The sequence below is a fragment of the Glutamicibacter sp. NPDC088483 genome (assembly GCF_044753145.1).
Taxonomy (GTDB): domain Bacteria; phylum Actinomycetota; class Actinomycetes; order Actinomycetales; family Micrococcaceae; genus Glutamicibacter.
The window spans coordinates 467478-489510 of record NZ_JBIVMP010000001.1; the positions used below are offsets into that span (position 1 = coordinate 467478).

Genomic DNA, 22033 nt, shown 5'->3' on the forward strand with positions numbered 1-22033 from the left:
GTCAGGTGCGATCGACACACCTTGTTACTCGACCGCTATGGTCAGCGGTCGAAATCCTGGGAGAGCTGGCTGGGGCCTACTCTTCGATGATCCATTCCCAACGGGTGGCCGCTTGCTCTGGGCTCAGTCCGTCGGCCTGGCTGACCATGCGGTTCAGGTCCACGAGGGACTGCTGCGAGAATTCGCCGGTGATCTTGTCCAGTTCTGCCCGGGCCTTGTCATTCACGTCGCCGTTGGCCAGCACCATGTACTGCTCGGCGTTGAAGAAGGCGGCGCTTCCCGGAATGCTGTAGAAGCCTTCATCGGAGATGACGGCATCTCCCGACCCGAGCGCCACCACGCTGTCCACCGAGGCACGCAGCTTGCTGGCCAGTTTCGCCGGCTCCTCAGCCACGACCTTCGGCTTCTCGCAGCCAGCGTCCTCCAATGATGCCTTCAAGGATGCGGCGTTGGCTTCATCGCTAATGATCGTCAGATCTGTGCAAGCCGCAATCAGGGTTTCCACCGAATCGACCTTGTGCAAGGTTGCCTGGGCCTGGCTCATGACCAAGACCTTTCCCGCATCAGCTGGGCTGAGTTCCAAGGCAGAAAGCTCCCCCTCAGCGTCATTGATGGCGCTGCGCAGGTTCTTGGATTCTTCGACGCTCAGCAATTGATCTTCACCGGTTATAGCCGCCGGGTCAGCAACCAGGGGCAGGGCCTTGGCCGCTTGGTCTACCGCCAAATCGGCTTTCCCGTCGACCACCTGCTGGTAAGGATCAGCACTGGGCTTGTTCAGCGACACCTTGTAGCCTTCGGCTTTCAGCGCATTGGCATAGACATGGGCCAAGGCCTGGTCTGCAGGTTGAGAACCGGCAGCAATCTGCAAGGTGATGGCCTTGCTTGGCTCGGCCGTCGGCGTTGCCTCTTCGGTGCAAGCAGACAGGGTTAGCAGCAGGGTTGCGCTGAGTGCGCCAACGGTGATGGTATTTCGCAAGTTCATGTCCCTATTGATTCTAGGGCAGGCCAGCGGCGATCCGTCGCTACTTGCCGGGTGCGGTCAGTCGCAAGATGCTCTCAACGCGTTCAATGCAGTTCAGCTTGGCAATCTCCTCGCGGGTAAACCAGGCGGCCTGGCTGGTAGAACCGTTGACTTCGTGGCGCAGTTCTCCACCGGTCAGTTTGGCCCGATAGGTGACCGCCACCGTTTGCATGGCATGGCCTTCGCCCGAGTAGCGCTTGGAACCGGGAATAACTCCCGTGCTGACATCCAGGAGCCCCAGCTCGCCCACCGCGTAGCCGGTCTCTTCATAGACTTCACGGCGCGCGCCTTCTTCGATAGGCTCCCCCAAGTCGATGCCGCCGCCGGGAAGGGACCAGCGCGGGGTGAAGCGTGGATCGCGATGACGCATATCCCAGAGCGTAAGCAGTACCTTTCCTTCGTGTTCCACCAAGCAATAGGCCGCCAGCCTGGTATCAAAGGATTCACCGGTGTGCTCAGAACGACGTGTCATATCCCCAATATATCCGTTTGTTCACCGATTATTTACTCGTACGCGGACGGCATACGCTGATTTTTCTGCCAAAGATCCCACTGATATCTCGCGAATATGATGAAATATTCTTATGGCCCAGCAATCAGAGCTTTCATCAAACGTCGATCTGGACGAAATCGATCGAATCATCATCGACGAATTGGTCGCTAATGCACGTATCTCCAATGCGAACCTCGCACAGCGTGCGGGCATCGCTCCATCCACCGCACTGTTGCGCACCCGTTCGCTGGTCGAGCGCGGCATCCTCACCGGCTACCACGCCGAGGTATCGCTGGGCGCTGTAGGCCGTACCGTGCAGGCACTGATCTCGGTCAAGCTGCGCGCCCACGACCGCGAGAAGATTGACGCTTTCGTGGCACGCATCCCGCAGCTGCCCGAGGTGCTGTCCATGTTCCATGTTTCCGGCGGCACCGATTACCTGCTGCATATCGCGGTCGGTTCCACCGATGCACTGCGTGACTGGGTGCTGGACAACCTCGCCACCGACGAGTCGGTGGGCCATACCGAAACCACCTTGGTCTTCGCGCACCACCGCGGCAACCGCGGCCCGCTGCCATTCGATGACATGATCAGCTAGCAGCGCTTAAGCGACTTGTGGCCCGGACCTCGCGAGGTCCGGGCCACAAGTCTTTGTGCTTGGAATGCTTATGCGCGGCGGCGCTGCATGACCGCGTCCAGGTTCAGGCGAGGCTTGGTACCCGCGGCAGCCACGGGTGCGGCTTCCGGTGCGGGGGATGGCGCTGCAACGGTTTCCTTGGCAGCTGGTGCGCTCTCGGTACGCTTGGCAACTACCGAAGCGACCGCTGCGCGCTCTTCGGCCGAAACTTCGGTGGCCAGGCGCTTTGCATCTTCCGATGCCTTCAGGCTGATCTGTTTGCTCGGACGCAGCGGTTCTTTCACCGGCAGTGCTGCCTTGTGGGTCCGCTTGGCACCCTGTTCAGCTGCCAGCTCCGCGGTCTTGGCGATGCGCTCGCTGGCTTCCACGTACGTTGGCTTGGGCACGTGCGTTGGTTCCCAAGTACCTGGCTGCTTTACACCGCCATAGCCGTGGGCCACTCGCAGCGCTTCGGCGCGCAGCTCTTCAGCGGTAATCGCTGGAGCGCGGCGGGACGAACCCGGGCGAGCGTCGAAGACCTCGTCATCCTCATGCTTGCGCGAGATGACCTGGTTAGCCGCGTCGTCAAAAGCGGGAGTCCGCAGCGCCTGCTGCCGGGTGGCTTCGAGGTGCTCGAGCAGCTTGCGGTTGCGGTCACGGACAGCCAGCCCGCGCAGGGTGGCGAAGGATGCTACGGCAATCAGCGCGAACAGGCCTACGGTGCCGAAGGTCAGAGCCGTAAAAGGAGCCAGGATGAGACCGAAGACGGTCGCGAGGACAGCCAAGGCACCGACGAGCGCGACGGACAACCGGCCATAGCGCACACGAATCTTGAGTTTGGTCGCAGCACTTTCCTGCGAAGCTCTCTGTGACGTGCCAGCCATGTGGGTCCTCCATCACCGATTGAGTCGGTCAAATCCTCGTGGAACTAAATATGGTTCCTCCGAATCAACACTATGCAACCTTGGGTGCGCGCTCATGCACATCCCTTGGCGTGTCTGCATGTTTTCAATGCAGTTCTCTCATATCAGAGCTCGATTGAACGAAATAGCACGAAATCCGCCTCAGTATTCGTAGATGCGTTCGAGCAGCGTCGTTTCCACCTCTTCACGGGTCAACGCAAAGGTGCGGTGATCCCGCCACTGCCCATCGATGTGCAGATAGCCTTTGCGCAGCCCTTCATCGCGGAACCCGAGCTTGTCCACCACCCGCAGGCTGGCCGAATTCTCCGGACGGATGTTGATTTCCAGGCGGTGCAGCTGCAGTTGCTCGAAGCAATGGTCTATGACCAAGGCGCAGGCTTCGGGCATCAGGCCGAAGCCGGCATGGTTGCGATCCAGCCAGTAGCCGATGGACGCTGTGCGCGCGGCACCATATTGCACCGACGCCACGGAAACCTGCCCGATTAATGGCGGGCGCCCCTTGTGCAGCTGGGGAAGAGCCAAGGCCCAGGTGAATCCGCTGCCGTCAACTGCTGATTCATCCTTGGCCCTGAGCATCTCGCGAAAAGTCATGGCTTCTGGCGGGCCCAAGGGACTGGTGGGATCCCATGGCTTGAGCCATTTGGAATTGGCGTAGCGCAGATTGATCCACTCGGCTTCGTCACTGGCAGTCAGTTGGCGCAACAACAGCCGTTCCGAGGCCAGATCCGGAACCAGGCGTTTTGCTCGACGAGAGAAGAACATGTGCACATCGTATTACTTCGTCATGCTTGCAGCTGGCAACAGCGCTAGCAGGCAGCGTTTCGTTTCTTGCACGTAAGCTGTAGGCATGAATCCCACCGCTGATCTGAATTCTGGCGCCGGCAAGAAGGCCGCGCGTGCCGCTGTGCGCACTTGGCGCAGGGCACTTGATCCGAGCAAGCGTGAGCAGTTCGGACTGGATCTGGCGCACACGGTGATTGGCTATCTGAGCCAGAGCACCGGTGTCGTCCAGAAGGTCGCGGCCTATTGCTCGGGTCCGGATGAACCGTCCACCGAGGCGCTCTTGGATGCTTTGGCCAAGGAAGGCATTGAAGTCTACCTGCCAGTGTGCGAACCGGAGTACGCGCTCTCGTGGGTTGAGTACTCCCCCGGCATGGAATTCCAGCCAAGTACCTTGGCCCCGGTGATGGAGCCGGTGGGCAAGCGGATGGGCACAGAGCTCTTTGACGAGATCAATACGCTGATCATGCCTGCGCTGTCCATCGATTCGAACGGGCTGCGTTTAGGCCAAGGCGGTGGCTACTACGATCGCTTCCTGCCCTTGATCGACGATGCGCCGGTCCGTGTGGCGGCCGTGGTTTATGAGCACGAGTATGTTCCGGCCGGTTCCTTCCAGATCGATGAGCATGACCAACCCGTGGACTTGGTGTTCACTCCGCAGCAGGTGCATCAAATCATCTGATTTACCCACAGCTCGCGGGCAGCTCGCAGTGGGCCGCTGGACCTGAAGGTTGCATGGGGTTATGAGCTTCTTCTCCAGACCGCATGCTGCCTCCCGGCCCCCGGTGATTCCCAAGCCGAAGATCCGTCCCGTGCGCAACCGCAATGAATTGTTGCGCCGCTACCGGAAGCCTTTGGCCATCGCCTGCGCGCTGCTGGCCTTGGCGGGCGTGCTCAATGTGTTTTCCTCCGGGCAATTAGCGCAGCGCGAAGTCGTGGTGGCGCTGAGCGACATTCCTGCCGGGTCCCGCATATCCGCCAACCAGCTGACGGTGCAAACGGTGCGGCTGGCCCCGGAAGATGCCGAAGTCTTTGAAAGCATCGATGCCATCTCGGGGCAACGGGCAGCCGTGGCACTGACTGCCGGAACGGTGCTGCGCAACTATTCCTTGGTGGGTCCTCAACTTTTGACCGGTTCGCCGGAAGGCACCGTGGCCGTTCCCTTGCGCTTGAGCGATCCTGCCACCGTGACGCTGCTCCATCCAGGGCAACTGGTGGATATCGTATTGACCACCGGAGATGGCTTTGAAAAGGAAATCAGCTCGCAGACCATCGCCAAGGCGGTGCCGGTGCTCTGGGTTCCGGATAATGCCAGCAGTTCCGAATTCGGCATGCTCAGCGGCGCGGCTCCGACCGGTGAAGGAATTGTGGTGGTCGCGGCTGCCAGCAGCCTCTCGGATGATCTGGCCGGGGCAGTATCGCGCGGCAAGGTTTCAGCCGTCTTGGTGAATTAGGAAATCAGCCCCAGTGCGGCGGCTTCTCGCGCTTCATCATCTCAGCCAGGTCTTCCTTGGCGTCGCCCCAGTTTCTCGGGTCCTGGTCTTCGGCCAGCAACTCGGACAGCGGATCGGCGGCCGGCTGCTTAGCGCGGGACGCCATCGCCGCAGCAGAAGTCTCGGCGGGCTGGTGGCCGGCTAGTGCCCGGTTCACGGAGTCTGAATGCGGCACTGGCGCGTAGCTGCCGGTGAGTTCAACGCGAGCAGTCAGATGCTGCGGGGGTGCGACAACGCGCGGCCGCTTGCGGCGGCCGCGCGTTGGTTCTTGCTCAGAAGTCATTACTTCTTTGGCTCCGGATCCTCGTTCTTGCTGGTAGCCGGAACAGGGGCTGGAGTCAGTGGCTTATCCGCGCTGTCCTTTGCAGGTGCGTCGCCAGCTTCAGCTTTGGCACCGCTTTCAGCAGCTGGCGCTTCCTGCTTGGTCTCGGCCTTTGGTTCCAGTCGAGCCTTGGCGGACTTGAGCAGATTGGACTTTTCCTTCGGCGTTTCCGCCTCGGTGGTGACTTCACGGGCCGACACCGGCCGAGCGGCGGCCACACCGGTACGGGTCGAAGCCTGGGCCGGGGCCGCAGGCTTTTTCAATCCCAGTGCATGGGCCAGGCGATCGGTGACAGCACCCGGATCGGTGAAGACGTCAATGGTCCACAGCGGAACATAGCGCCAGCCGTGCTTCTCGAAGAATTCCGGGCGCAGTCGGCTGCGTTCACGCACGGTCAGTCCGGCATAGTGCTCGGTGCCGTCGTAGACCACAGCCAATGGGCGGATGCCGCTGTGCGCAGAGTCGTAGGCGTGAGCCGACAGGTCCAGCACACCGCGGTAGTCCTCGGAAACGATGGCACCGCTTTCGCGCAGGCGGCGGGCCAGATCGGAAACCAATGGATCGAAGCGCGGATTGCGCATCGAGCTGACTCCGGAATCCCCTGCCTGCACGCGTCCGAACAGTTCGAAGAACTGTCGGGCACCACGGTAGACGCGGTTCAGGTCCACGTCTTCGGGCAACAGGCTGGACACCAAGGTCATGCGGGTCCGCGATCGGGTCATGGCGGCGACGAACAGCTGTTCGCCGCCCTCGCGGGACAGTGCACCGAATTCGTGCAGGGTCTTGCCGTGCGGAGTACGTCCGTAGCCCCAGGCGAAGATGACCGAGTCCCGGCGCAGGCCGATCAGCCGGTCCATGGTGGTCACCACGAATGGTTCGCGCTTGGAGCGCAGGTGCTCCATCGCGTACTTGTGGTTTGGCAGCTGGACACGGATCGCTTCGGCGATGGCCGAGGCATGGCTGCGGTTCGAGGCAATGACTGCCAGCGATTCGCCCCCGTGGTTCTTGAAGTGGCCGAAGACCAGATCCACCACGCGCGCCACTTCTGCTGCGGTGGTCTGCACACCGTCTTCGCTGCTGGACAGTGAGCCGGTGGCATCTGGCACGTATTCGCCGCGCAGCAGCGAGGAGTCGCCGGTGAGGTTCACCGCCATTGGCAGGCGCGAGAGCGCCGAATCGTAGTAGGTGGCGGACAGCTGTTCCACCAGGCCTTCGTCAATGCCGCGGTACACGGTGGACAGCGAACCGGTCACCAGGACCTTGTTCAGGGCTTCCAGCGCGGAACGGTCCACGCTCTGCTCGCGAACTCGTGCGGTCGGGTCTACGGAGACCTCGAAGCGCTTCGGACCGCCCAGCATTTCATCGCCAATGGCAATGACCTGGCCGGAGCGGCGGATCGCATCCAGGACTTCACGCAGGGTGAGGTAGTTGGCTTCCAGCAGGATGACCGCATCGAACTTCGTGTCCTCCGGCAGGGCGCTGCCCAGCAGCAGCGGAGCCGAGACGATGACCGGGGTCAGCGAATTGGCCAGCGGTGCTCCAAGATCCAGCAGCCCGGCAATGCTCGGGGTTCCGCCCTTGAGCATCTCGCGCAGCGCGCGGGAACCGGCTCGGTGGTCAGCCAGCGCTGCCTTCCAGTTGCGAGTCAGCGCCCAGCGGATGCGCTGCGGGCCGGCAGCGATGTGCGCGCCGTCAGCCAGTCGGTAGTCAGCCTCGATCTTCTCCAGCTTGGAGCCGTCATTCATGGCCAGGAAGTCGTCACCGGAGATCATGGCATCCAGCACGGACTGCCACCAGGCAAGCTCCAATTCGCTGTCTACCTGGTCGGCGTCGATCTCGCGTTCGGCGAAGTCATCGAGCAGGTCGCCCAGCCCGGCTTCAGCCAGCTGCTCGGAGATCAACGTGCGCTCGGGCAGCTCGCCCAGGTCCTCGCGGCGCTCGACCAGCGCTGCAATCACCGAGAGCAGCTCCTTGATGGGCATTTCGCGCAGGCCCGAGCCCAGGGAGGACGGCAGCATTTCGGCCAGCTTGTCGATGCGGGCACCGGCGTCGTGGTATCCGGCTTCAACATCCAGCAGGCCGCCTGGGACCTGCGGGTTGCGCTGGCTGGTGGCAATGGCTCGCCAGGCATCGCGCTGGACCGCCACCGCCTGCAGAGCGGACTGCAGGTCAGCTACGTGCATGCCCGGGCGGACGTATTCCTTGGCAATCTTGCGCAGCCGGGAACGGACAATGGAGCCCATCTCCACGCCGTGCTCGCGGCGCCATGCGCTGGTTGCGGTAGCGGCGATCAAATCATCGATGTCGCCCTCGAAGATGTCGGCCTCGAACTTGTCCAGCGATCCGCGGACGGCGACCAGCAACTGCAGCTGGTCTCCCCACTTGTCGTAGCTTTCTTCCAGGCGGATCTGCGAACGCTCGGCGATCTGCAGCATGTGCTCATGCAGGATGGGCAGGTCGCGGCCCAGCCCGCTGGCCAGGTTCAAGGCCTTTTCGGTGGCTTCGGTGTTGCGCAGCGGTGCACCATGCCATGGGCTGGTGGTGTGCATCTTGGAGAAGGCGCCAAGCTGCGCTGCGCGCTTGAGCTGTGCGGCAACATGTCCGCGCTGGCCCATGGAATCCAGCACCGAACGCTTCAGGCGCACGGTGGTGGATGGCGCTGGTTCCAGTGCGGAGAGACGTGCCAGTTCCTGCATTGCCTGGTATGGCGAGCAACCCCAACGGCTGCGCACCGAGTGCAGCGACTTCACGTGCTCGTGCAGTGCGTGGCGGGATTCGCGCAGGCGCTTGAACATGGAGCCCAGCTGCGGCTCGGCAGCGCGTTCGTTGCGCAGAATTGCCTTGGTCATCATCGCGCGCAGCGCTTCTGGATCCTCGTTGGGTTCCAGCAGCATGCTGCCTGCATCCAGGTGCTCGTTGAAGCGGGTCACGAATTCTTCGGCGGCAGAACGCTGTTCCGCAACCACCAGTACTCGCTTGCCCTGGGCGGCCAGCAGCGCGGCTGCGTTCAGCGCGGTCTGGGTAGCACCGGTACCGGCAGCGGCGTTGATGGCCACCGATTCACCGGCAGCGATGTAGTCAAGCATCTTGGACTGGGACTCATCCGCGTCCAGCAAGAACAGTTCATCTTCCGGATCACGGTCATCAGAAGACTTGGCAATGGTGGTGGTTCCGGTGTGGACCTTGCGGGCAGAAGATCCTTCGGAGGCAAGGCTCTGCTTACGCGAGCGCGCGGTTTCCTTGAGAATGTTCTTCACGCGGCTCAGGCGGGAGCCGGCAGCTTCATGGCCCTTGGCATCGGCGGCCTGCGCTTCAGGCTGCTCTTCGTCCTGCTTCTTTTCAGCGGCAGACTCGTCCTTGGCTTCTTCAGGCTTTGAGCCCTCGGTTTTGGAAGCGCCCGGCTTGGAAGCGACCAGGTTGGCCAGCGCTTCGGAGGTCTTGCTGCTTTGGCTGTTCCCAGCCTGCTTTTCCGCGGAGTCGTGACGAATTAGCGCCTCGATGACCGGGTGGGACCCATTGAGCTTGGCCGGGTCAGCTGGGTCCATCAGCTCGGAGAAGGTGGAGAGCAGCAGGCGGTGGCCCACCACTACGCCGGGAACCTCGGACATCTGGTGGCGCAGGGCATCCATTCCGCGGACCGGGTCGAAACGGGCGATGGAGTACGCTTCGGCGTCCACCGCGGCGACATCGACCTTGGCGTTGTGGTCGGCTTCGAATTGGCGCACGAAGGCCGGGGATACGGTGGCGCGGCCGACCAGCTGCAGGTCGTAGTCGTCAGCATCAACGTGCTTGGTCAGTGTGATGCGGCCGAGCATGATGGGAGCCGAGACAGGCTCGCTCTTGCCATCGTGGACCGCGCGCCAGTTGGCGACACCGGCGGCCAGGTAGCCGACGTCGATGCCGCGTTCTTCCCACAGTTCATTGATCTTGGCCGAGAGCGCACGGGCAGTGCGGCGCGCGGTAGCGTACTGGTCCGCATCGTGCAGCAGCGTGGACAGGCGGGTACGCCGTCCGGCAAGGAACTGGGCCAATCCCGATGGATTGGCATGGGTTATGTCGATGCTATTGGAGGTCGACGGAGCAAATCGCAGGGTGGTATCCGCCCCGGCACTCTGTCCCAGGGATTTCACCCAGGCAGCTACACGCTCGGCGGCAGCATTCTGTCCACTAGTCACGACAGTCATTCCCTTCACTGAACCGACCACATTCGGGCGCACCACAGGTGCAGATACGCCTCTTTCTAACGTAGTGCACGCACCGTGCAGAACCGGTGCGCGAAACACGTTTTAACTGCGGGAAGCGGAACCGGCGTACCGGATCCGCTTCCCATTCACCCGCCAAAGCGCAGTGAATTAGCAGTCTTGGGGATTTACTCCCACTCGATGGTTCCAGGTGGCTTGGACGTAACGTCCAGCACCACGCGGTTCACCCCATCTACCTCGTTGGTGATGCGGTTGGAGATCTTCGAGAGCAGATCGTATGGCAGGTGCGACCAGTCAGCGGTCATGGCATCCTCGGAGGAAACCGGACGCAGCACGATTGGGTGGCCGTAGGTGCGGTGATCGCCCTGTACGCCTACCGAGCGTACGTCAGCGAGCAGCACTACTGGCATCTGCCAAACTTCGTCATCCAGTCCTGCAGCAGTCAGCTCGGCGCGAGCGATCGCGTCAGCCTTGCGCAGGATGGACAGGCGCTCTTCGTTGACGGCACCGATGATGCGGATACCCAGGCCTGGGCCAGGGAATGGCTGGCGGCCAACGATTTCCTCAGGCAAGCCGAGCTCGCGGCCCACTGCACGGACCTCGTCCTTGAACAGGGTGCGCAGTGGTTCAACCAGCTCGAAGTCCAGGTCCTCTGGCAAGCCGCCCACGTTGTGGTGGCTCTTGATGTTCGAGGTGCCTTCGCCACCGCCGGATTCGACGATGTCCGGGTACAAAGTGCCCTGGACCAGGAACTTCACTGGCTCGCCCTCGGAAGCGGCCTCGGCGATGATCGCCGCTTCCGCTGCTTCGAAGGCGCGAATGAATTCGCGGCCAATGATCTTGCGCTTGGTCTCCGGGTCGGTGACACCGTCCAAAGCAGTCAGGAAGCGCTCGCGCTCGTCGGCAATGTACAGCTTGGCGCCGGTGGAAGCTACGAAGTCCTTCTCAACCTGCTCGGCTTCGCCTTCGCGCAGCAGGCCGTGGTTGACGAACACGCAGGTGAGCTGGTCGCCAATGGCGCGCTGCACCAGGGCAGCTGCAACAGCGGAGTCCACGCCGCCGGACAGGCCGCAGATGGCCTTGCCGGTGCCGACCTGGGCGCGGATGCGCTCGATCTGCTCGTCAGCGATGTTGTCAGCGGTCCAGTCGCCCTTCAGGCCAGCACCGTTGTACAGGAAATTCTCCAGGACATCCTGGCCGAACTCGCAGTGCTTCACCTCTGGGTGCCACTGCACGCCGTACAGTCGCTTTGCTTCATTTGCGAAAGCGGCAACCGGAGCACCAGCGGTGGTGGCCAGCACTTCGAAGCCTTCTGGGGCCTTGGAGACGGAGTCGCCGTGGCTCATCCAGACGGTAGGGGCCTGAGCGGCACCTGCCAGGATGGAGCGGGCATCGCCCTCAAAGTTGGTTGCGGTGCGGCCGTACTCGCGCAGGCCGGTTTCGGCCACGGTACCGCCCAAGGCGTTAGCCATGGCCTGGAAGCCGTAGCAGATGCCCAAGACCGGCACGCCGGCTTCAAACAGGTCAGCCCCGACGGAAGGGGCGCCATCGGCGTAAACGCTGGAAGGACCACCGGAGAGGATGATCGCTGCAGGGTTCTTGGCCAGGATGGCTTCGGTGGACAGGGTGTGCGGAACGATCTCCGAGTACACACGGGCCTCACGTACGCGGCGAGCGATAAGCTGCGCGTATTGGGCCCCGTAGTCGACGACCAGAACCGGCTTATGTTCTGGATTGAGGGGAGCAGTAGTCACCGTTACAGTCTACGCGGTTCACTGCGCGCGAGACAGCCAAGGTGATGTCATCAGCGTCACCTAGTGGATTTTTGGCAAAGGCAAAGGGCAGATCTGTTCATTTTCGATGAACGGATCTGCCCTTTGGCAATGAATGCAGCCACGTGTCAGTAGCGCTTGGCGGCCTTTGGATGCGCGGCCAGCTCGCGGTCTACTTCTGCGTGCACCTTGGCTTCGGTCCAGAAGGAAAGGAACGGGACGACGCCGCCGAGGGCGATCGTAATGAAGCGCATGAATGGCCAGCGCATCAAGGTCCACAGGCGGAAGTCTGCAAAGAGGTACACCACGTATAGCCAGCCGTGGGCGATCAGGATGCCCAGCGAGAGGTTCAGTCCCCCGGCCACCTCGGCACGGTTGTACATGCCGACGGCGTTGGAGGTGCCATCTACCAAGGTGCCACCCACGAAGAGTTCCAGGGACCAGAAGTACTTGAAAATCATTTCCAGCACGAGCAGCAGCAGCATCACGCCGGTGATGTAGGCGAAGACCTTGTAGAAGGTTGCGGCTGCACGGATCTGCTTAGGGGTGCCGCCGAATTTCCGGGGCTTCGGTGCCGGGGTGGTGCTGGACATCGTTGGTGATTCCTTCCGATTTCGGTAAGAAGTGCGGTGTGCGTGAAATGCTATTCGTTGCTGTTTCCAGCTTGGGTGGCGTTGCCGCCCTTGATATGTGTTTCGGCAGCGCGCTCAGCAATCTCGTCAAGATCCCGCTGGTAATCATCGCGCACCATGCGGTACCAGAGGAAGATGGCGAACCCTGCGAAGAGGACCCATTCCAAGCCGTAGAAAACGTTCAGCCAGTTGATCTGCGCTTCCTGGGGCTGCGGACCGACGTCGACAATTTCCAGGCCCGGCTGCGCTACGGTCTCGCCCTTGGCAGTGGTGATTTCGTGGGCCGTGACGAATCCTTCAAAGAGGACCGAATCCCAGATGTTCGCCAGCTGTGCCGAGGCGAGAGTTGGCAGCGTTGCGCTGCGCAGGTCTTCGCGGAATTCCGGGCCTTCGCTAGGCAGCAGGCGCCCGGTGATCTCCAGTTCGCCTTCAGGTGCCGGAGCTGGCTTGGTTGCTTCAGGCTGCCAGCCGCGTACCACCGCAATACCGGCGTCCTGGGCCGCGCCCTCGACCTTGAATTGGGTGATGACCCAGACACCGCGCTGATCGCCATTCAGCCGAGGCGCAATCAGCTGATCGGTGCCGGGGACGAATTCGCCCAACATGGTGACGATCTGGTCTGCCTTGATGCCCAGCAGCTCCTTGCCGACTTCCTGATGCTCGATCAGCGCGACCGGCTTCTCGGTCTTGTCGATCTTGACCGGCGGCTCGGTTTCGGAGGCGCCGAACTGCCATCCGGACAAGAGAACGAATCCGGTGGCGAGAGCTAGCGCGGCAAAGAGGGCGCCGATCCATTTGGGCTTCAGAGCGGTTTTAAGCACACTCTAACGGTACTTCTATTTGGCGTAGAACTCGAAATGCGATGGCGTGAGATTAGCCCTGTTGCCTTATTTTCCGCTGGTGGAACCAACTTGCTTATTCATTCGTTGAGACCAAGCGCTTAAACGACACTGGCCCCACCCTTCGAAAGAAGAGCAGGGCCAGATCAGGATCCGCTAGAAGCGATCGGATTCGTACGGGGACAGCACGACGTCGACGCGCTGGAATTCCTTGAGGGTCGAGTAGCCGGTGGTGGCCATCGAGCGGCGCAGTGCACCAACCAGGTTCGAGGTGCCGTTGGTCTCGTGCGATGGGCCGTGCAGGACCTTCTCCAGCGAGCCGACGGTGCCGACCTTGGCGCGGTCGCCACGTGGGCTGGCCTCGTGAACTGCTTCCATGCCCCAGTGATAGCCGGCGCCTGGTGCTTCATCGGCACGGGCCAGTGCGGTACCGAGCATCACTGCGTCGGCGCCCATGGCGATGGCCTTGACGATGTCGCCGGAGTTCCCCATGCCGCCATCGGCGATGACGTGGACATAGCGTCCGCCGGACTCTTCGATGTAGTCGCGGCGTGCGGCTGCAACGTCGGCGATGGCAGTAGCCATCGGCGCGTGGATACCCAGAGTGCGGCGGGTGGTGGAGGACGCGCCGCCACCGAAGCCAACGAGCACGCCGGCTGCACCGGTGCGCATCAGGTGCATGGCCGGGGTGTATCCTGCTGCGCCGCCCACGATCACTGGGACATCGAGTTCGTAGATGAACTGCTTGAGGTTCAGCGGTTCGGTGGTCTTCGAGACGTGCTCGGCCGAAACGGTGGTGCCGCGGATGACGAAGATGTCCACGCCGGCAGCGACAACGGTCTTGTAGTGCTCCTGGGTGCGCTGCGGGGTCAACGAGCCTCCAACGACAACGCCGGAGTCGCGGATCTCGGAGATGCGCGAGGTGATCAGCTCAGGCTGGATGGGAGCCGAGTACAGTTCCTGCAGCTTTGCGGTGATCTTCGGGTCGTTGCGGGTTGCCGCCTCGGACTCCAGGCCGGCAATTTCAGCCAGCACTGCTTCCGGGTCCTCGTAGCGGGTCCACAGGCCTTCGAGGTTCAGCACGCCCAGGCCGCCGAGCTTGCCCAAGGCGATTGCAGTAGATGGGGAGGTCACCGAATCCATTGGTGCGCCCAGGATAGGGGTGTCGAACTGGAAGGCGTCGATCTGCCAGGACACCGATACGTCCTTCGGATCACGGGTACGGCGATTCGGTACGATCGCTACGTCGTCCAGGGAATATGCCTTAGTTGCCCGCTTGCCGCGGCCGATCTCAATCTCGTTACTCACCTAACTAGGTTATCAAGATTCCCGGATAATCCCGCTTTTGATAGCGCATTGGCTTTAGGCGATGTTTCTGCGCTGGCTCTGGCGCATGGGGCCGCAAGTGGCACACCGGGACAACAATGCCCTGCCATCCGGTGAGTAAGATCACCGGATGGCAGGGCCTATGTTGAGCCAGGTTTACTTGGCTGCCTCGTATGCAAGCTTCTTGGCGGTCGCGGCCAAGGAGGTGGCGGCCCGCTCTTCAGAATCGGCAATGCGCTCAATCGCGTCAGCCAATACGGCGAAGTGCTCAGCACGCTTGGCGAACTCGGTCTCTGGATCAATCAGGTCCGCGAACTCATCCCACTGGGTGGAGAGCTGCCGGTAAGCATCTACGTGAGCTGCCAGCGCCGCCAGGCCTGGAAGTTCCGCCGCTTCCGAAAGGAACTCCGCGTACAGGCCGCGCAACGCGCCCTCGCCGCTGAAACGCGTGTCGGAGAAGAAACCTGCGAGCTGGTCCAAGCCGTTGGCCAGCGCTTGCTGGCTTGCGAAGATCTGGGACCAACCGGTTTTGGACTCGTTATCGCGCAGTCGCGTGGCCAAGGTGCGCATGCCGGTAATGCCGAAGTTCTTGGCAAAGTGCACTGGAACCCCGGAAAGCTCGCTGGTGCCCAGCAGGCGAGCGGTGGTTTCCCCAATCGCCTCGACAGCATTGGCGGCCAGGGTCTCGGCCTTCGGCGAGCGCGAGGACGGGATCCATGCCTGCCAGTGCTTTTCCTTCTTGCGCATCGCACGGGCGATGGCCAGTTCCTTGGGGCTTATAAGGTTCAGCGCACCTGAACCGTCATCTACCATCAGGTCCTTCTTGTGCTCGCCAACGACGACGAGATCCAGGGTCTCGGCCTCATCAACCGTGTTGCCGTCAATCCATGGCAGCGCGCTGATTGCCACGCGAACCACCACGGTGCGGCCTGCGTCCAGGGCAGCGTCCATGTATTCGACAGCGCGTTCGGCTGAGCCGGTGGTACGTTCGGTCACCGTAGCACCGCAACGAGCCAGCAGGTTCTGTGTATAGGGTTCCGGGTTGTGGCGGGTCACCAAGGTTACTGCAGTCTCTTCGCCGCCTTCATGGGTAAAAGCCATGAAGCCGATACCGCCGGCAAGGCCAGCGAGCAATGCCTGGCTCAGCGGTTCGCCGGTGTGCTTGTTGGTGACGCCAGCTTGGACTAGGACTCGGTGCCAGAGCGCAGCATCGTACTGGATGACATCTTTTGGCGCTGGGTACTCAGGCAGTTCGTCAGCTGGCGAAGCAGCCGGAGCGTTCTTGCCTTTCTGCTCCTGCGCCTTGGCCTTTTCGCGTGCTTCCTTGGCGTAGTCGCGTGCGGCGGCAGCGCGAGCGGCCCGAGGGCTTTCAGGCTTGCCGGCCAAGATGTTCTTGCGCGCGGTGGTGTAGCTCTCCCCCGTGCGTTCCATACGCTGTCGGGTTTGCTTCTTCAGGTTGGCTGGCTGGCCCATGTACTGATTGTCCTTCCGTCACCGGCGCATTGGCGCGAGGTTTCCCGCACGCGCAGGGAAGCGCCGCCATCGAACAAGTCTACGTGTCCGCGGCGAGCGAGTCCCGCGATGTTCTAGTGGGATTGGATACGCCACGGCGCGCGCCAATGCGCGGCGTCAAACTGGGACTAGGACAAAACAAGGCTCCATCTATGCCTGCATGGGGCAGGACAGATGGAGCCTCGAGTCTGTTTGATTTTGTGCTGCTATTCAGGCCGAAGGCATTTGGCGCCTAGAAACCGACTTTGTCGCGCCCCTTGAGCTCCAGCATCTCCCGGGCTTCCTCGGGAGTCGCGACCTCGAAATTCAGTGCTTCCAGTATGGTCCGGATACGGGTCACTTGCTCGGCATTGGAAGCGGCGAGCTGCCCCGGTCCGATCCACAAGGAATCTTCCAGCCCAACACGTACATGCGATCCCATGGCCGCTCCAATGGTAGCTAACGGCATCTGGTTCTTGCCTGCACCGAGGATGGACCATTCGTAGTTCTCTCCCAGCAGGTGGTCAGCCGTGCGGCGCATATGCATCAAGTCTTCCGGATGCGCCCCGATGCCGCCGAGCAGACCGAAAACCGACTGCACGAAAAGCGGGCCACGGGCCAGCCCGCGCTGGTGGAAGTGACTCAGGTTATTTAGGTGGGAAATGTCGTAGCATTCGAATTCGAACCGGGTGTCATTGGCGTTACCGATTTCCAGGATCCTCTGGATATCGGCAAAGGTGTTCTTGAAGACCAGATCCCGTGAATTTTCCAGGCCTTCTCGTTCCCAATCGTGTTCGAACTCCGTGAACCGGTCCAGCATGGGATACAGTCCGAAGTTCATTGATCCCATATTGAGCGAAGCGAGTTCAGGTTCGAAGGTTGCCACCGGAAGCATGCGTTCTTCGACGGTCATATGCGGGGAGCCACCGGTGGTGATGTTGACGATGGCGTCGGTGCCGTTCTTGAGCTTCTCCAAGATCGGTTCGAAATGCTTGGGATCCTGAGATGGGCGGCCGTCCTTGGGATCACGCGCGTGCATGTGGACTATGGCCGCGCCAGCCTTGGCGGCGCCAAGCGCAGCTTCGGCAATCTCATCGGCGCTCACCGGCAGGTGCGGCGACATGCTGGGGGTATGGATAGCGCCGGTGACAGCGCTGGTAATGATGACTTTTCGCTTGTTTTTCACAATACGCCTTCCTAGTACAGTTTCTCGGTGTTGCCATCGACTGCCATGGCCTGGCCGTTGATCCGAAGTGCCATCGGGCTGGCCAGGAACACCGCCATATTGGCGATGTCCTCGGCCTCGACCAGCTTGTTGAGCGATGACTGCGCGTGGTACAGATCGGAGACTTCGTCCACCGGACGCTGGAGCATTCGCGCCTTCGCCTCGATGACGGATTGGATGCGCGGGCCATTGACTGCCCCCGGGCAGATGGCATTGACCCTGATTCCTTCACCGCCGAGCTCGATGGCAAGCGTCTTGGTCAGCCCGATCACTGCCCATTTCGATGCCGAGTACGGACTGCGACCTGCCATGCCCAGACGGCCAGCGGCCGAGGACAAGTTGATGATGGATCCGCGGGTGGACTGGCGCAGCAACGGGAGCAAGTGCTTGATGCAGAAGAATTGTCCGTGGACATTAATATCGAAAGTCGTCATCCAATCTTCGGATTCAAGAGTCTCGATAGGCCCGGTAGGACCGGCGATTCCGGCATTGTTCACCAGGACGTCCAGTCCCCCTAGAGACTGCTGGATCTGATCGGGCAATCCACGTACCTGATCTTCATCCGACACGTCGCTCACGGAGGCGGCAAAACCCGCCGACGCGGCGGCACGCACTGCTTCAGGATTGATATCCGTAACGAAGACTTGTGCGCCATGGTTCCTGAACTCTTGAGCGATCGCCAGGCCGATGCCCGCAGCTCCAGCCGTGACGAGAACCCGGAGTCCGTCAAAGTCCATTTTCATGTTATGGGTATTCATTAGAGTTCGTTGCTCCTTAGTTAGATGCCTAGTGGCCGGACACAGCGGCTTTAGCGGGATCCTCGGTGCCTTGCTTGAGCTTGAGAGTGAGCAGTGCGCCAACGGCGCAGATCGCGACAATGAACCAGAGGCCCGACATCTTGCTTCCAGTAGCTTCTTCCATCAGCCCCATGATGTAGGGACCAAGGAATCCGCCGAACAGCCCGACGGTGTTCACGAAAGCAATGCCGCCAGCCAGAGTCGCACCGGAAAGGCGGGTTGCCGGGTAGGTGAACAGGATCGGCTGCAACGCGAAGAAGTTGAACGCGGCTAGCGAGAAGCCGATCAGTCCGAGCACCGGTCCGCCAAGCGCACCGAGGGTGAACCCGGCAACGATGCCGGTCATGGTTGCGCTGGCAACGATCCGCGATCGCGAGCCATTGGTGGCAAGCTTGGGGATCAGCAAGGCGCCTGCGGCAGAGAAGACCCACGGTATCGAGGTGAGCAAGCCGATCTGGATGGTGGATAGCTCTCCGTATGTACCGATGATCGAAGGCAAGAAGAAGCTCAATGCGTAGACTGCGATCTGGTGGGAGAAGTAGATCGCAACGACCAACAGGATCTGCTTGTCCTTGAGAACATGGAGAAGCTTGGAATTTCCAGCAGCCTGCGCGCCGGCGATTTCCTCAGCCGCGATTCGCGCTTCCAAGTCCTCGGCCTCGGCCTGGGTGAGGAATTTAGCTTCGGTGGGCTTGTTGGGCAGGAGTTTCCAAACTGCGATAGCCAAGAAGCACGCTGGCAACCCCTCGATGATGAACATCCACTGCCATCCGTGCAACCCGCCAACGCCGTCCATAGTCAGCAGCAGGCCGCTCAGCGGCGCCCCGATGACGTTCGCCAGGGCTACGCCGAGCAAGAAGAGTCCGTTGGCCCGGGCGCGGTCTTTGACGACAAACCACTGGGTGATGAAGTAGATGACTCCCGGGAATAGGCCCGCCTCAGCGATGCCCAGCAGCATGCGCAGGATATAGAAGGACCACTCCCCCTGGACCAGTGCCATGCAGGCAGACAGGATTCCCCAAGTGATCATGATCCTCATGATCCAGAACCGTGCGCCGACCTTGTGCATGATCAGGTTTGAGGGAATCTCCGAAAGCGCGTAGGTCAAGAAGAACAGCCCGGCACCCACGCCGTACGCTGTAGCCGAGATACCCAGATCGATTTCCAACCGGTCTTTGGCCATGCCGATATTCGTGCGATCAATGAAAGCCATGACATAGGCTGCGATCAGCAGCGGCATGATGCGCCGGAAAATCAGCTTGTTGAGCATTTCCGGTGAGCGCATCCGACGTGTCGCGTTGGTAGTTTGCACGGTCAGTTCCTTCCGCATGCAGGCATGACGAGTAGAGGGCACCAGGCCCTTGGCTTTGAGAATGTCTAGTGGTGAGCTAGAGGGCAGGCATTCGCCCTGTAGCAGGGCACCCGCAAGTCCTACCGATATGGAGGCTGTGCTCGCAGATCGTGTGCTTGTAGGTGTTCCGCGGCTCGACGATCTGTTCCAGGAGTAGCTCGAAGGACCTTTCCGCCATGTCTTTCACCGGCTGGACAATTGTTGTCAGCCCGATGATTTTCGAGCGGCTGTGCCTGAGTCCGTCACAGCCGACGATCGCGACATCCTGTGGAATGCGCAGGCCCAGCGACAGCGCATGCTCCATGACACCAATGGCAATTTCATCCGATCCGCAGACCACAGCCCGTGGCGGATGCGCCGAGCTGAACAATCTTTTGGCGGCCAGCTGCCCGCCTTCCGAACTGAGCTTGGTACTGATCAGGCGTTCTCCCGCAACCCGGACACCCCTTTGTTGGGCAACCCGGACAAAAGCCTGTTCGCGCAACAAAGACGCAGTAGAGGAACGCGGCCCGATGACAGTGGCCACCTCCGAATAGCCGTGATCCAGAACGTGGGACATGAGTTCCCCCGCAGCCGCGTCGTCATCGATCCCGACGAAATCACCAGGCAGATGCTCGGAATTGCGCGACAGGCAGACATAGGGAATTCGTTTCTGGCGAAAGGTCCTCAGAGAACGCGAATCTTCCTTGATTGCAGCGGCGATAATGACGCCATCAACATTCCGGGCAGCCAGGGTACGAGCAACTTGATCCAGCGCCTCGGGGTCGTCCCCCGTTGTTGCGACAAAGACATCGAACCCGGCCGCGGCGGTGGCATTGATGATGTGCTGTGCCCAGATCGTATACATCTGGTTCACGATGTTCGGCAGCACTAGGCCGACCACGCGGGTCAGAAGCGGGTCCTGCTGCTGCCCATGGTTGGCGGGACGGTAGCCAAGTTCGTTCGCCACCTTCAGCACATGGCGCCGGGTCTCAGGCGAGGCACCGGGTCGACCGTTCATGATGTAGCTGACCGTTGCAGAAGAGACCCCTGCAGCTCGGGCAACAGCAGCAGCAGAGACACGCGCTGGTCGAAGCGATAAATGCGACTGGGTGGTCAACGCGCACCTCCATTGGTGAAATCGGATAAGAACCTGCGAATGTTTGTGATCACCATTACATGGCATGGAAATACGTTAAGCAACATTAAGCTTCAAAAGCTAAATCTTCTGAATCACCTTATTCATGCACCTGAAGCACCGGGTGCAACCGGAGATAGGATGCCTAGCCACTTACGATTGCTTAATGCCGAACCGCACTAGTAGCGTCCTCGAAAGGATGTGACGGCAGTCATATTCCTCTCCAGCAAATTGATCGGCCTACTCTTGGAGGTGCACGATGCTCACAACCGCAATGAAGCCTGTGACTCGTCTTGTCGAACGATGGATGCCCTCAGCAATGGTATTCGCCGTCCTGCTGACGTTGATCGTGATGCTCATGGCCTTGACGATGACCGACTCGTCTCCGGTCGCCGTGGTGAATGCTTGGGGCGAAGGATTGACAGGGCTACTGGCCTTCATCACGCAGATGTGCCTGGCCCTGCTCTTCGGGCATGCACTGGCCCATACCCGCCAGGTCCAGGGGGTGCTGTCGAAAGTATCAAGCATTCCAAAGAACGCGGTGCAGGCCTACGCCTGGGTCACCCTGCTGACCTGCTTGGTGTCCTGGGCCCAGTGGAGCCTGGGACTAATCGTCGGAGCGATTCTGGCCAAGGGTATCGCCACCAGCTGCCGCGAACGCGGCATCAAAGTCCACTTCCCTTTGTTGGTCGCTGCCGCCTACACCGGCTTTATTCCCTACCATATGGGATATTCAGGGGCAGCCCCGCTGACTTCGGCCACTCCTGGCAGCTTCATCGAGGAATTCCTGGGTGCTCCGGTCCCGGTTACGGAAACGGTCTTCAGCTGGTGGAATATGACTGGCCTGCTCATCATGATTCCCGCGCTGGTCATCGGCATGGCGATGTCCCGGCCTAAGACCGACGAGGAGATCCTGGAGATCCCGCTCAGCAACCCGGATTCCCAGACGGAGGCCCGTCAAGCTGGGAAACCGGAAAGCCCGGCAGATTGGATTGAATCCAAGCGCTACGTCACGACCGGACTGGGACTACTGCTCAGCGTCTTCATCGTCGGGCACTTCATGCGCCTGGGCTTCGTTTTGACCTTCGACATCGTGAACTGGTCGATGCTCGCGATCATCCTCTTGCTGGTTGACTCCCCTGTAGCGTTGGCCGGGCTGATCAAGAACGCTTCGACAGTCACCGGCGAAGTGCTGCTGCAGTATCCGCTGTACGCCGGCATCCTGGGGATCGTGACAACGACGGGACTGATCACCGTGCTCAGCGATGCGTTCATCTCGATGTCCAACGCGAACTCATTGCCGATTGTCGCCTTCCTCGCCGCCGGCTTGGTAAACATCTTCGTGCCCAGTGGTGGCGGCCAATTCGCCATTCAGGGACCGATTTTCATCGAAGCGGCCAACGCCTTGGGCACGGATCCCGCCTTGATCATCATGGCAATCGGTTACGGCGACACCTGGACCAACATGATCCAGCCGTTCTTCGCATTGCCGATCTTGGCGATCGCGGGGCTCGGAGTGAGATCCATCTTGAAGTACACCTTTGTTTCATTGGTCATCAGCGGTGCGGTATTCCTCTTCATCTTGCTGTTGCCCACCTACATTTTCTAACGAGCACGCAAACAAGGAATTCCC

General features: G+C 61.0%; 19 protein-coding genes. 4 read left to right on the plus strand and 15 right to left on the minus strand.

Annotation, left to right across the window (positions count from 1 at the left end; translation table 11 throughout):
• Positions 1–76 precede the first annotated feature (76 nt).
• Together ACIP6G_RS02250 and ACIP6G_RS02255 are read right to left on the minus strand one after the other, a co-directional pair.
• A complete protein-coding gene (locus ACIP6G_RS02250; protein ID WP_400288446.1) occupies positions 77–982 on the minus strand; it encodes a glycine betaine ABC transporter substrate-binding protein in 906 nt (301 codons plus the stop codon).
• A gap of 40 nt (positions 983–1022) precedes the next feature.
• Complete coding sequence (locus ACIP6G_RS02255; protein ID WP_105657591.1) at positions 1023–1493, minus strand: NUDIX hydrolase; 471 nt, start codon at positions 1491–1493, stop codon at positions 1023–1025.
• Between the two features lie 112 nt (positions 1494–1605).
• On the opposite strand from ACIP6G_RS02255, the gene ACIP6G_RS02260 reads away from it, so the two are divergent.
• Complete coding sequence (locus tag ACIP6G_RS02260) at positions 1606–2112, plus strand: Lrp/AsnC family transcriptional regulator (RefSeq protein WP_400288449.1); 507 nt, start codon at positions 1606–1608, stop codon at positions 2110–2112.
• Between the two features lie 68 nt (positions 2113–2180).
• Here ACIP6G_RS02260 and ACIP6G_RS02265 read toward each other — a convergent pair whose 3' ends face one another.
• Together ACIP6G_RS02265 and ACIP6G_RS02270 are read right to left on the minus strand one after the other, a co-directional pair.
• Entirely contained in the window at positions 2181–3014 is an 834-nt protein-coding gene (locus ACIP6G_RS02265; protein ID WP_400288450.1) for a hypothetical protein, read from the minus strand.
• Between the two features lie 180 nt (positions 3015–3194).
• Positions 3195–3815, minus strand: a complete 621-nt coding sequence (locus tag ACIP6G_RS02270; protein WP_105657594.1) for a GNAT family N-acetyltransferase — start codon at positions 3813–3815, stop codon at positions 3195–3197.
• Positions 3816–3900: 85 nt separating this feature from the next.
• Here ACIP6G_RS02270 and ACIP6G_RS02275 point away from each other — a divergent pair, with 85 nt between their 5' ends.
• Positions 3901–4515 carry a 5-formyltetrahydrofolate cyclo-ligase gene (locus ACIP6G_RS02275; RefSeq protein ID WP_105657595.1) on the plus strand — a complete coding sequence of 205 codons (615 nt, stop codon included), beginning with the start codon at positions 3901–3903 and terminating at the stop codon, positions 4513–4515.
• Positions 4516–4576: 61 nt separating this feature from the next.
• On the plus strand, positions 4577–5287 hold the full coding sequence (cpaB, locus tag ACIP6G_RS02280) for a Flp pilus assembly protein CpaB (protein WP_400288453.1): 711 nt from the start codon (positions 4577–4579) through the stop codon (positions 5285–5287).
• 4 nt (positions 5288–5291) lie between these two features.
• Here cpaB and ACIP6G_RS02285 read toward each other — a convergent pair whose 3' ends face one another.
• The 11 genes from ACIP6G_RS02285 to ACIP6G_RS02335 form a co-directional block, all read right to left on the minus strand.
• On the minus strand, positions 5292–5609 hold the full coding sequence (locus ACIP6G_RS02285; RefSeq protein WP_400288455.1) for a hypothetical protein: 318 nt from the start codon (positions 5607–5609) through the stop codon (positions 5292–5294).
• On the minus strand, positions 5609–9832 hold the full coding sequence (locus tag ACIP6G_RS02290; RefSeq protein ID WP_400288457.1) for a DUF4011 domain-containing protein: 4224 nt from the start codon (positions 9830–9832) through the stop codon (positions 5609–5611). The genes ACIP6G_RS02285 and ACIP6G_RS02290 overlap by 1 nt, the downstream gene beginning before the upstream one ends.
• 185 nt (positions 9833–10017) lie before the next feature.
• The gene (gene guaA / locus ACIP6G_RS02295) at positions 10018–11604 is read right to left on the minus strand and encodes a glutamine-hydrolyzing GMP synthase (protein WP_105657599.1); all 1587 of its coding nucleotides are present in this window, start codon (positions 11602–11604) and stop codon (positions 10018–10020) included.
• A 146-nt stretch (positions 11605–11750) separates the two neighbouring features.
• Positions 11751–12215: a DUF3817 domain-containing protein gene (locus ACIP6G_RS02300; RefSeq protein ID WP_105657600.1), complete on the minus strand. Its 465-nt coding sequence runs from the start codon at positions 12213–12215 to the stop codon at positions 11751–11753.
• Between the two features lie 50 nt (positions 12216–12265).
• Positions 12266–13075 carry an SURF1 family cytochrome oxidase biogenesis protein gene (locus ACIP6G_RS02305; RefSeq protein WP_400288460.1) on the minus strand — a complete coding sequence of 270 codons (810 nt, stop codon included), beginning with the start codon at positions 13073–13075 and terminating at the stop codon, positions 12266–12268.
• A 174-nt stretch (positions 13076–13249) separates the two neighbouring features.
• Positions 13250–14401: a GuaB3 family IMP dehydrogenase-related protein gene (locus tag ACIP6G_RS02310; protein ID WP_400288463.1), complete on the minus strand. Its 1152-nt coding sequence runs from the start codon at positions 14399–14401 to the stop codon at positions 13250–13252.
• 174 nt (positions 14402–14575) lie between these two features.
• Positions 14576–15892, minus strand: coding sequence for a BtrH N-terminal domain-containing protein (locus ACIP6G_RS02315; RefSeq protein ID WP_400288465.1), 1317 nt, complete (start codon positions 15890–15892; stop codon positions 14576–14578).
• Positions 15893–16163: 271 nt separating this feature from the next.
• Entirely contained in the window at positions 16164–17096 is a 933-nt protein-coding gene (locus ACIP6G_RS02320) for a 3-keto-5-aminohexanoate cleavage protein (protein WP_400288467.1), read from the minus strand.
• An 11-nt stretch (positions 17097–17107) separates the two neighbouring features.
• Positions 17108–17893, minus strand: a complete 786-nt coding sequence (locus ACIP6G_RS02325) for an SDR family oxidoreductase (RefSeq protein WP_286134194.1) — start codon at positions 17891–17893, stop codon at positions 17108–17110.
• 28 nt (positions 17894–17921) lie between these two features.
• A complete protein-coding gene (locus ACIP6G_RS02330) occupies positions 17922–19244 on the minus strand; it encodes an MFS transporter (RefSeq protein ID WP_332731638.1) in 1323 nt (440 codons plus the stop codon).
• A gap of 76 nt (positions 19245–19320) precedes the next feature.
• Positions 19321–20382 carry a LacI family DNA-binding transcriptional regulator gene (locus tag ACIP6G_RS02335; protein WP_286134196.1) on the minus strand — a complete coding sequence of 354 codons (1062 nt, stop codon included), beginning with the start codon at positions 20380–20382 and terminating at the stop codon, positions 19321–19323.
• A gap of 292 nt (positions 20383–20674) precedes the next feature.
• On the opposite strand from ACIP6G_RS02335, the gene ACIP6G_RS02340 reads away from it, so the two are divergent.
• Positions 20675–22009, plus strand: a complete 1335-nt coding sequence (locus ACIP6G_RS02340) for a short-chain fatty acid transporter (RefSeq protein ID WP_400288758.1) — start codon at positions 20675–20677, stop codon at positions 22007–22009.
• Positions 22010–22033 lie beyond the last annotated feature (24 nt).

What these genes read in the sequence shown, in the direction of transcription:
- ACIP6G_RS02255 (WP_105657591.1), bottom strand. Translation starts at nt 1,493, where the DNA reads ATGACACGTCGTTCTGAGCACACCGGTGAATCCTTTGATACCAGGCTG.
- ACIP6G_RS02250 (WP_400288446.1), bottom strand. Translation starts at nt 982, where the DNA reads ATGAACTTGCGAAATACCATCACCGTTGGCGCACTCAGCGCAACCCTG.
- ACIP6G_RS02260 (WP_400288449.1), top strand. Translation starts at nt 1,606, where the DNA reads ATGGCCCAGCAATCAGAGCTTTCATCAAACGTCGATCTGGACGAAATC.
- ACIP6G_RS02290 (WP_400288457.1), bottom strand. Translation starts at nt 9,832, where the DNA reads ATGACTGTCGTGACTAGTGGACAGAATGCTGCCGCCGAGCGTGTAGCT.
- ACIP6G_RS02315 (WP_400288465.1), bottom strand. Translation starts at nt 15,892, where the DNA reads ATGGGCCAGCCAGCCAACCTGAAGAAGCAAACCCGACAGCGTATGGAA.
- cpaB (WP_400288453.1), top strand. Translation starts at nt 4,577, where the DNA reads ATGAGCTTCTTCTCCAGACCGCATGCTGCCTCCCGGCCCCCGGTGATT.
- ACIP6G_RS02325 (WP_286134194.1), bottom strand. Translation starts at nt 17,893, where the DNA reads ATGAATACCCATAACATGAAAATGGACTTTGACGGACTCCGGGTTCTC.
- ACIP6G_RS02300 (WP_105657600.1), bottom strand. Translation starts at nt 12,215, where the DNA reads ATGTCCAGCACCACCCCGGCACCGAAGCCCCGGAAATTCGGCGGCACC.
- ACIP6G_RS02275 (WP_105657595.1), top strand. Translation starts at nt 3,901, where the DNA reads ATGAATCCCACCGCTGATCTGAATTCTGGCGCCGGCAAGAAGGCCGCG.
- ACIP6G_RS02340 (WP_400288758.1), top strand. Translation starts at nt 20,675, where the DNA reads ATGAAGCCTGTGACTCGTCTTGTCGAACGATGGATGCCCTCAGCAATG.
- ACIP6G_RS02270 (WP_105657594.1), bottom strand. Translation starts at nt 3,815, where the DNA reads ATGTTCTTCTCTCGTCGAGCAAAACGCCTGGTTCCGGATCTGGCCTCG.
- ACIP6G_RS02265 (WP_400288450.1), bottom strand. Translation starts at nt 3,014, where the DNA reads ATGGCTGGCACGTCACAGAGAGCTTCGCAGGAAAGTGCTGCGACCAAA.
- ACIP6G_RS02285 (WP_400288455.1), bottom strand. Translation starts at nt 5,609, where the DNA reads ATGACTTCTGAGCAAGAACCAACGCGCGGCCGCCGCAAGCGGCCGCGC.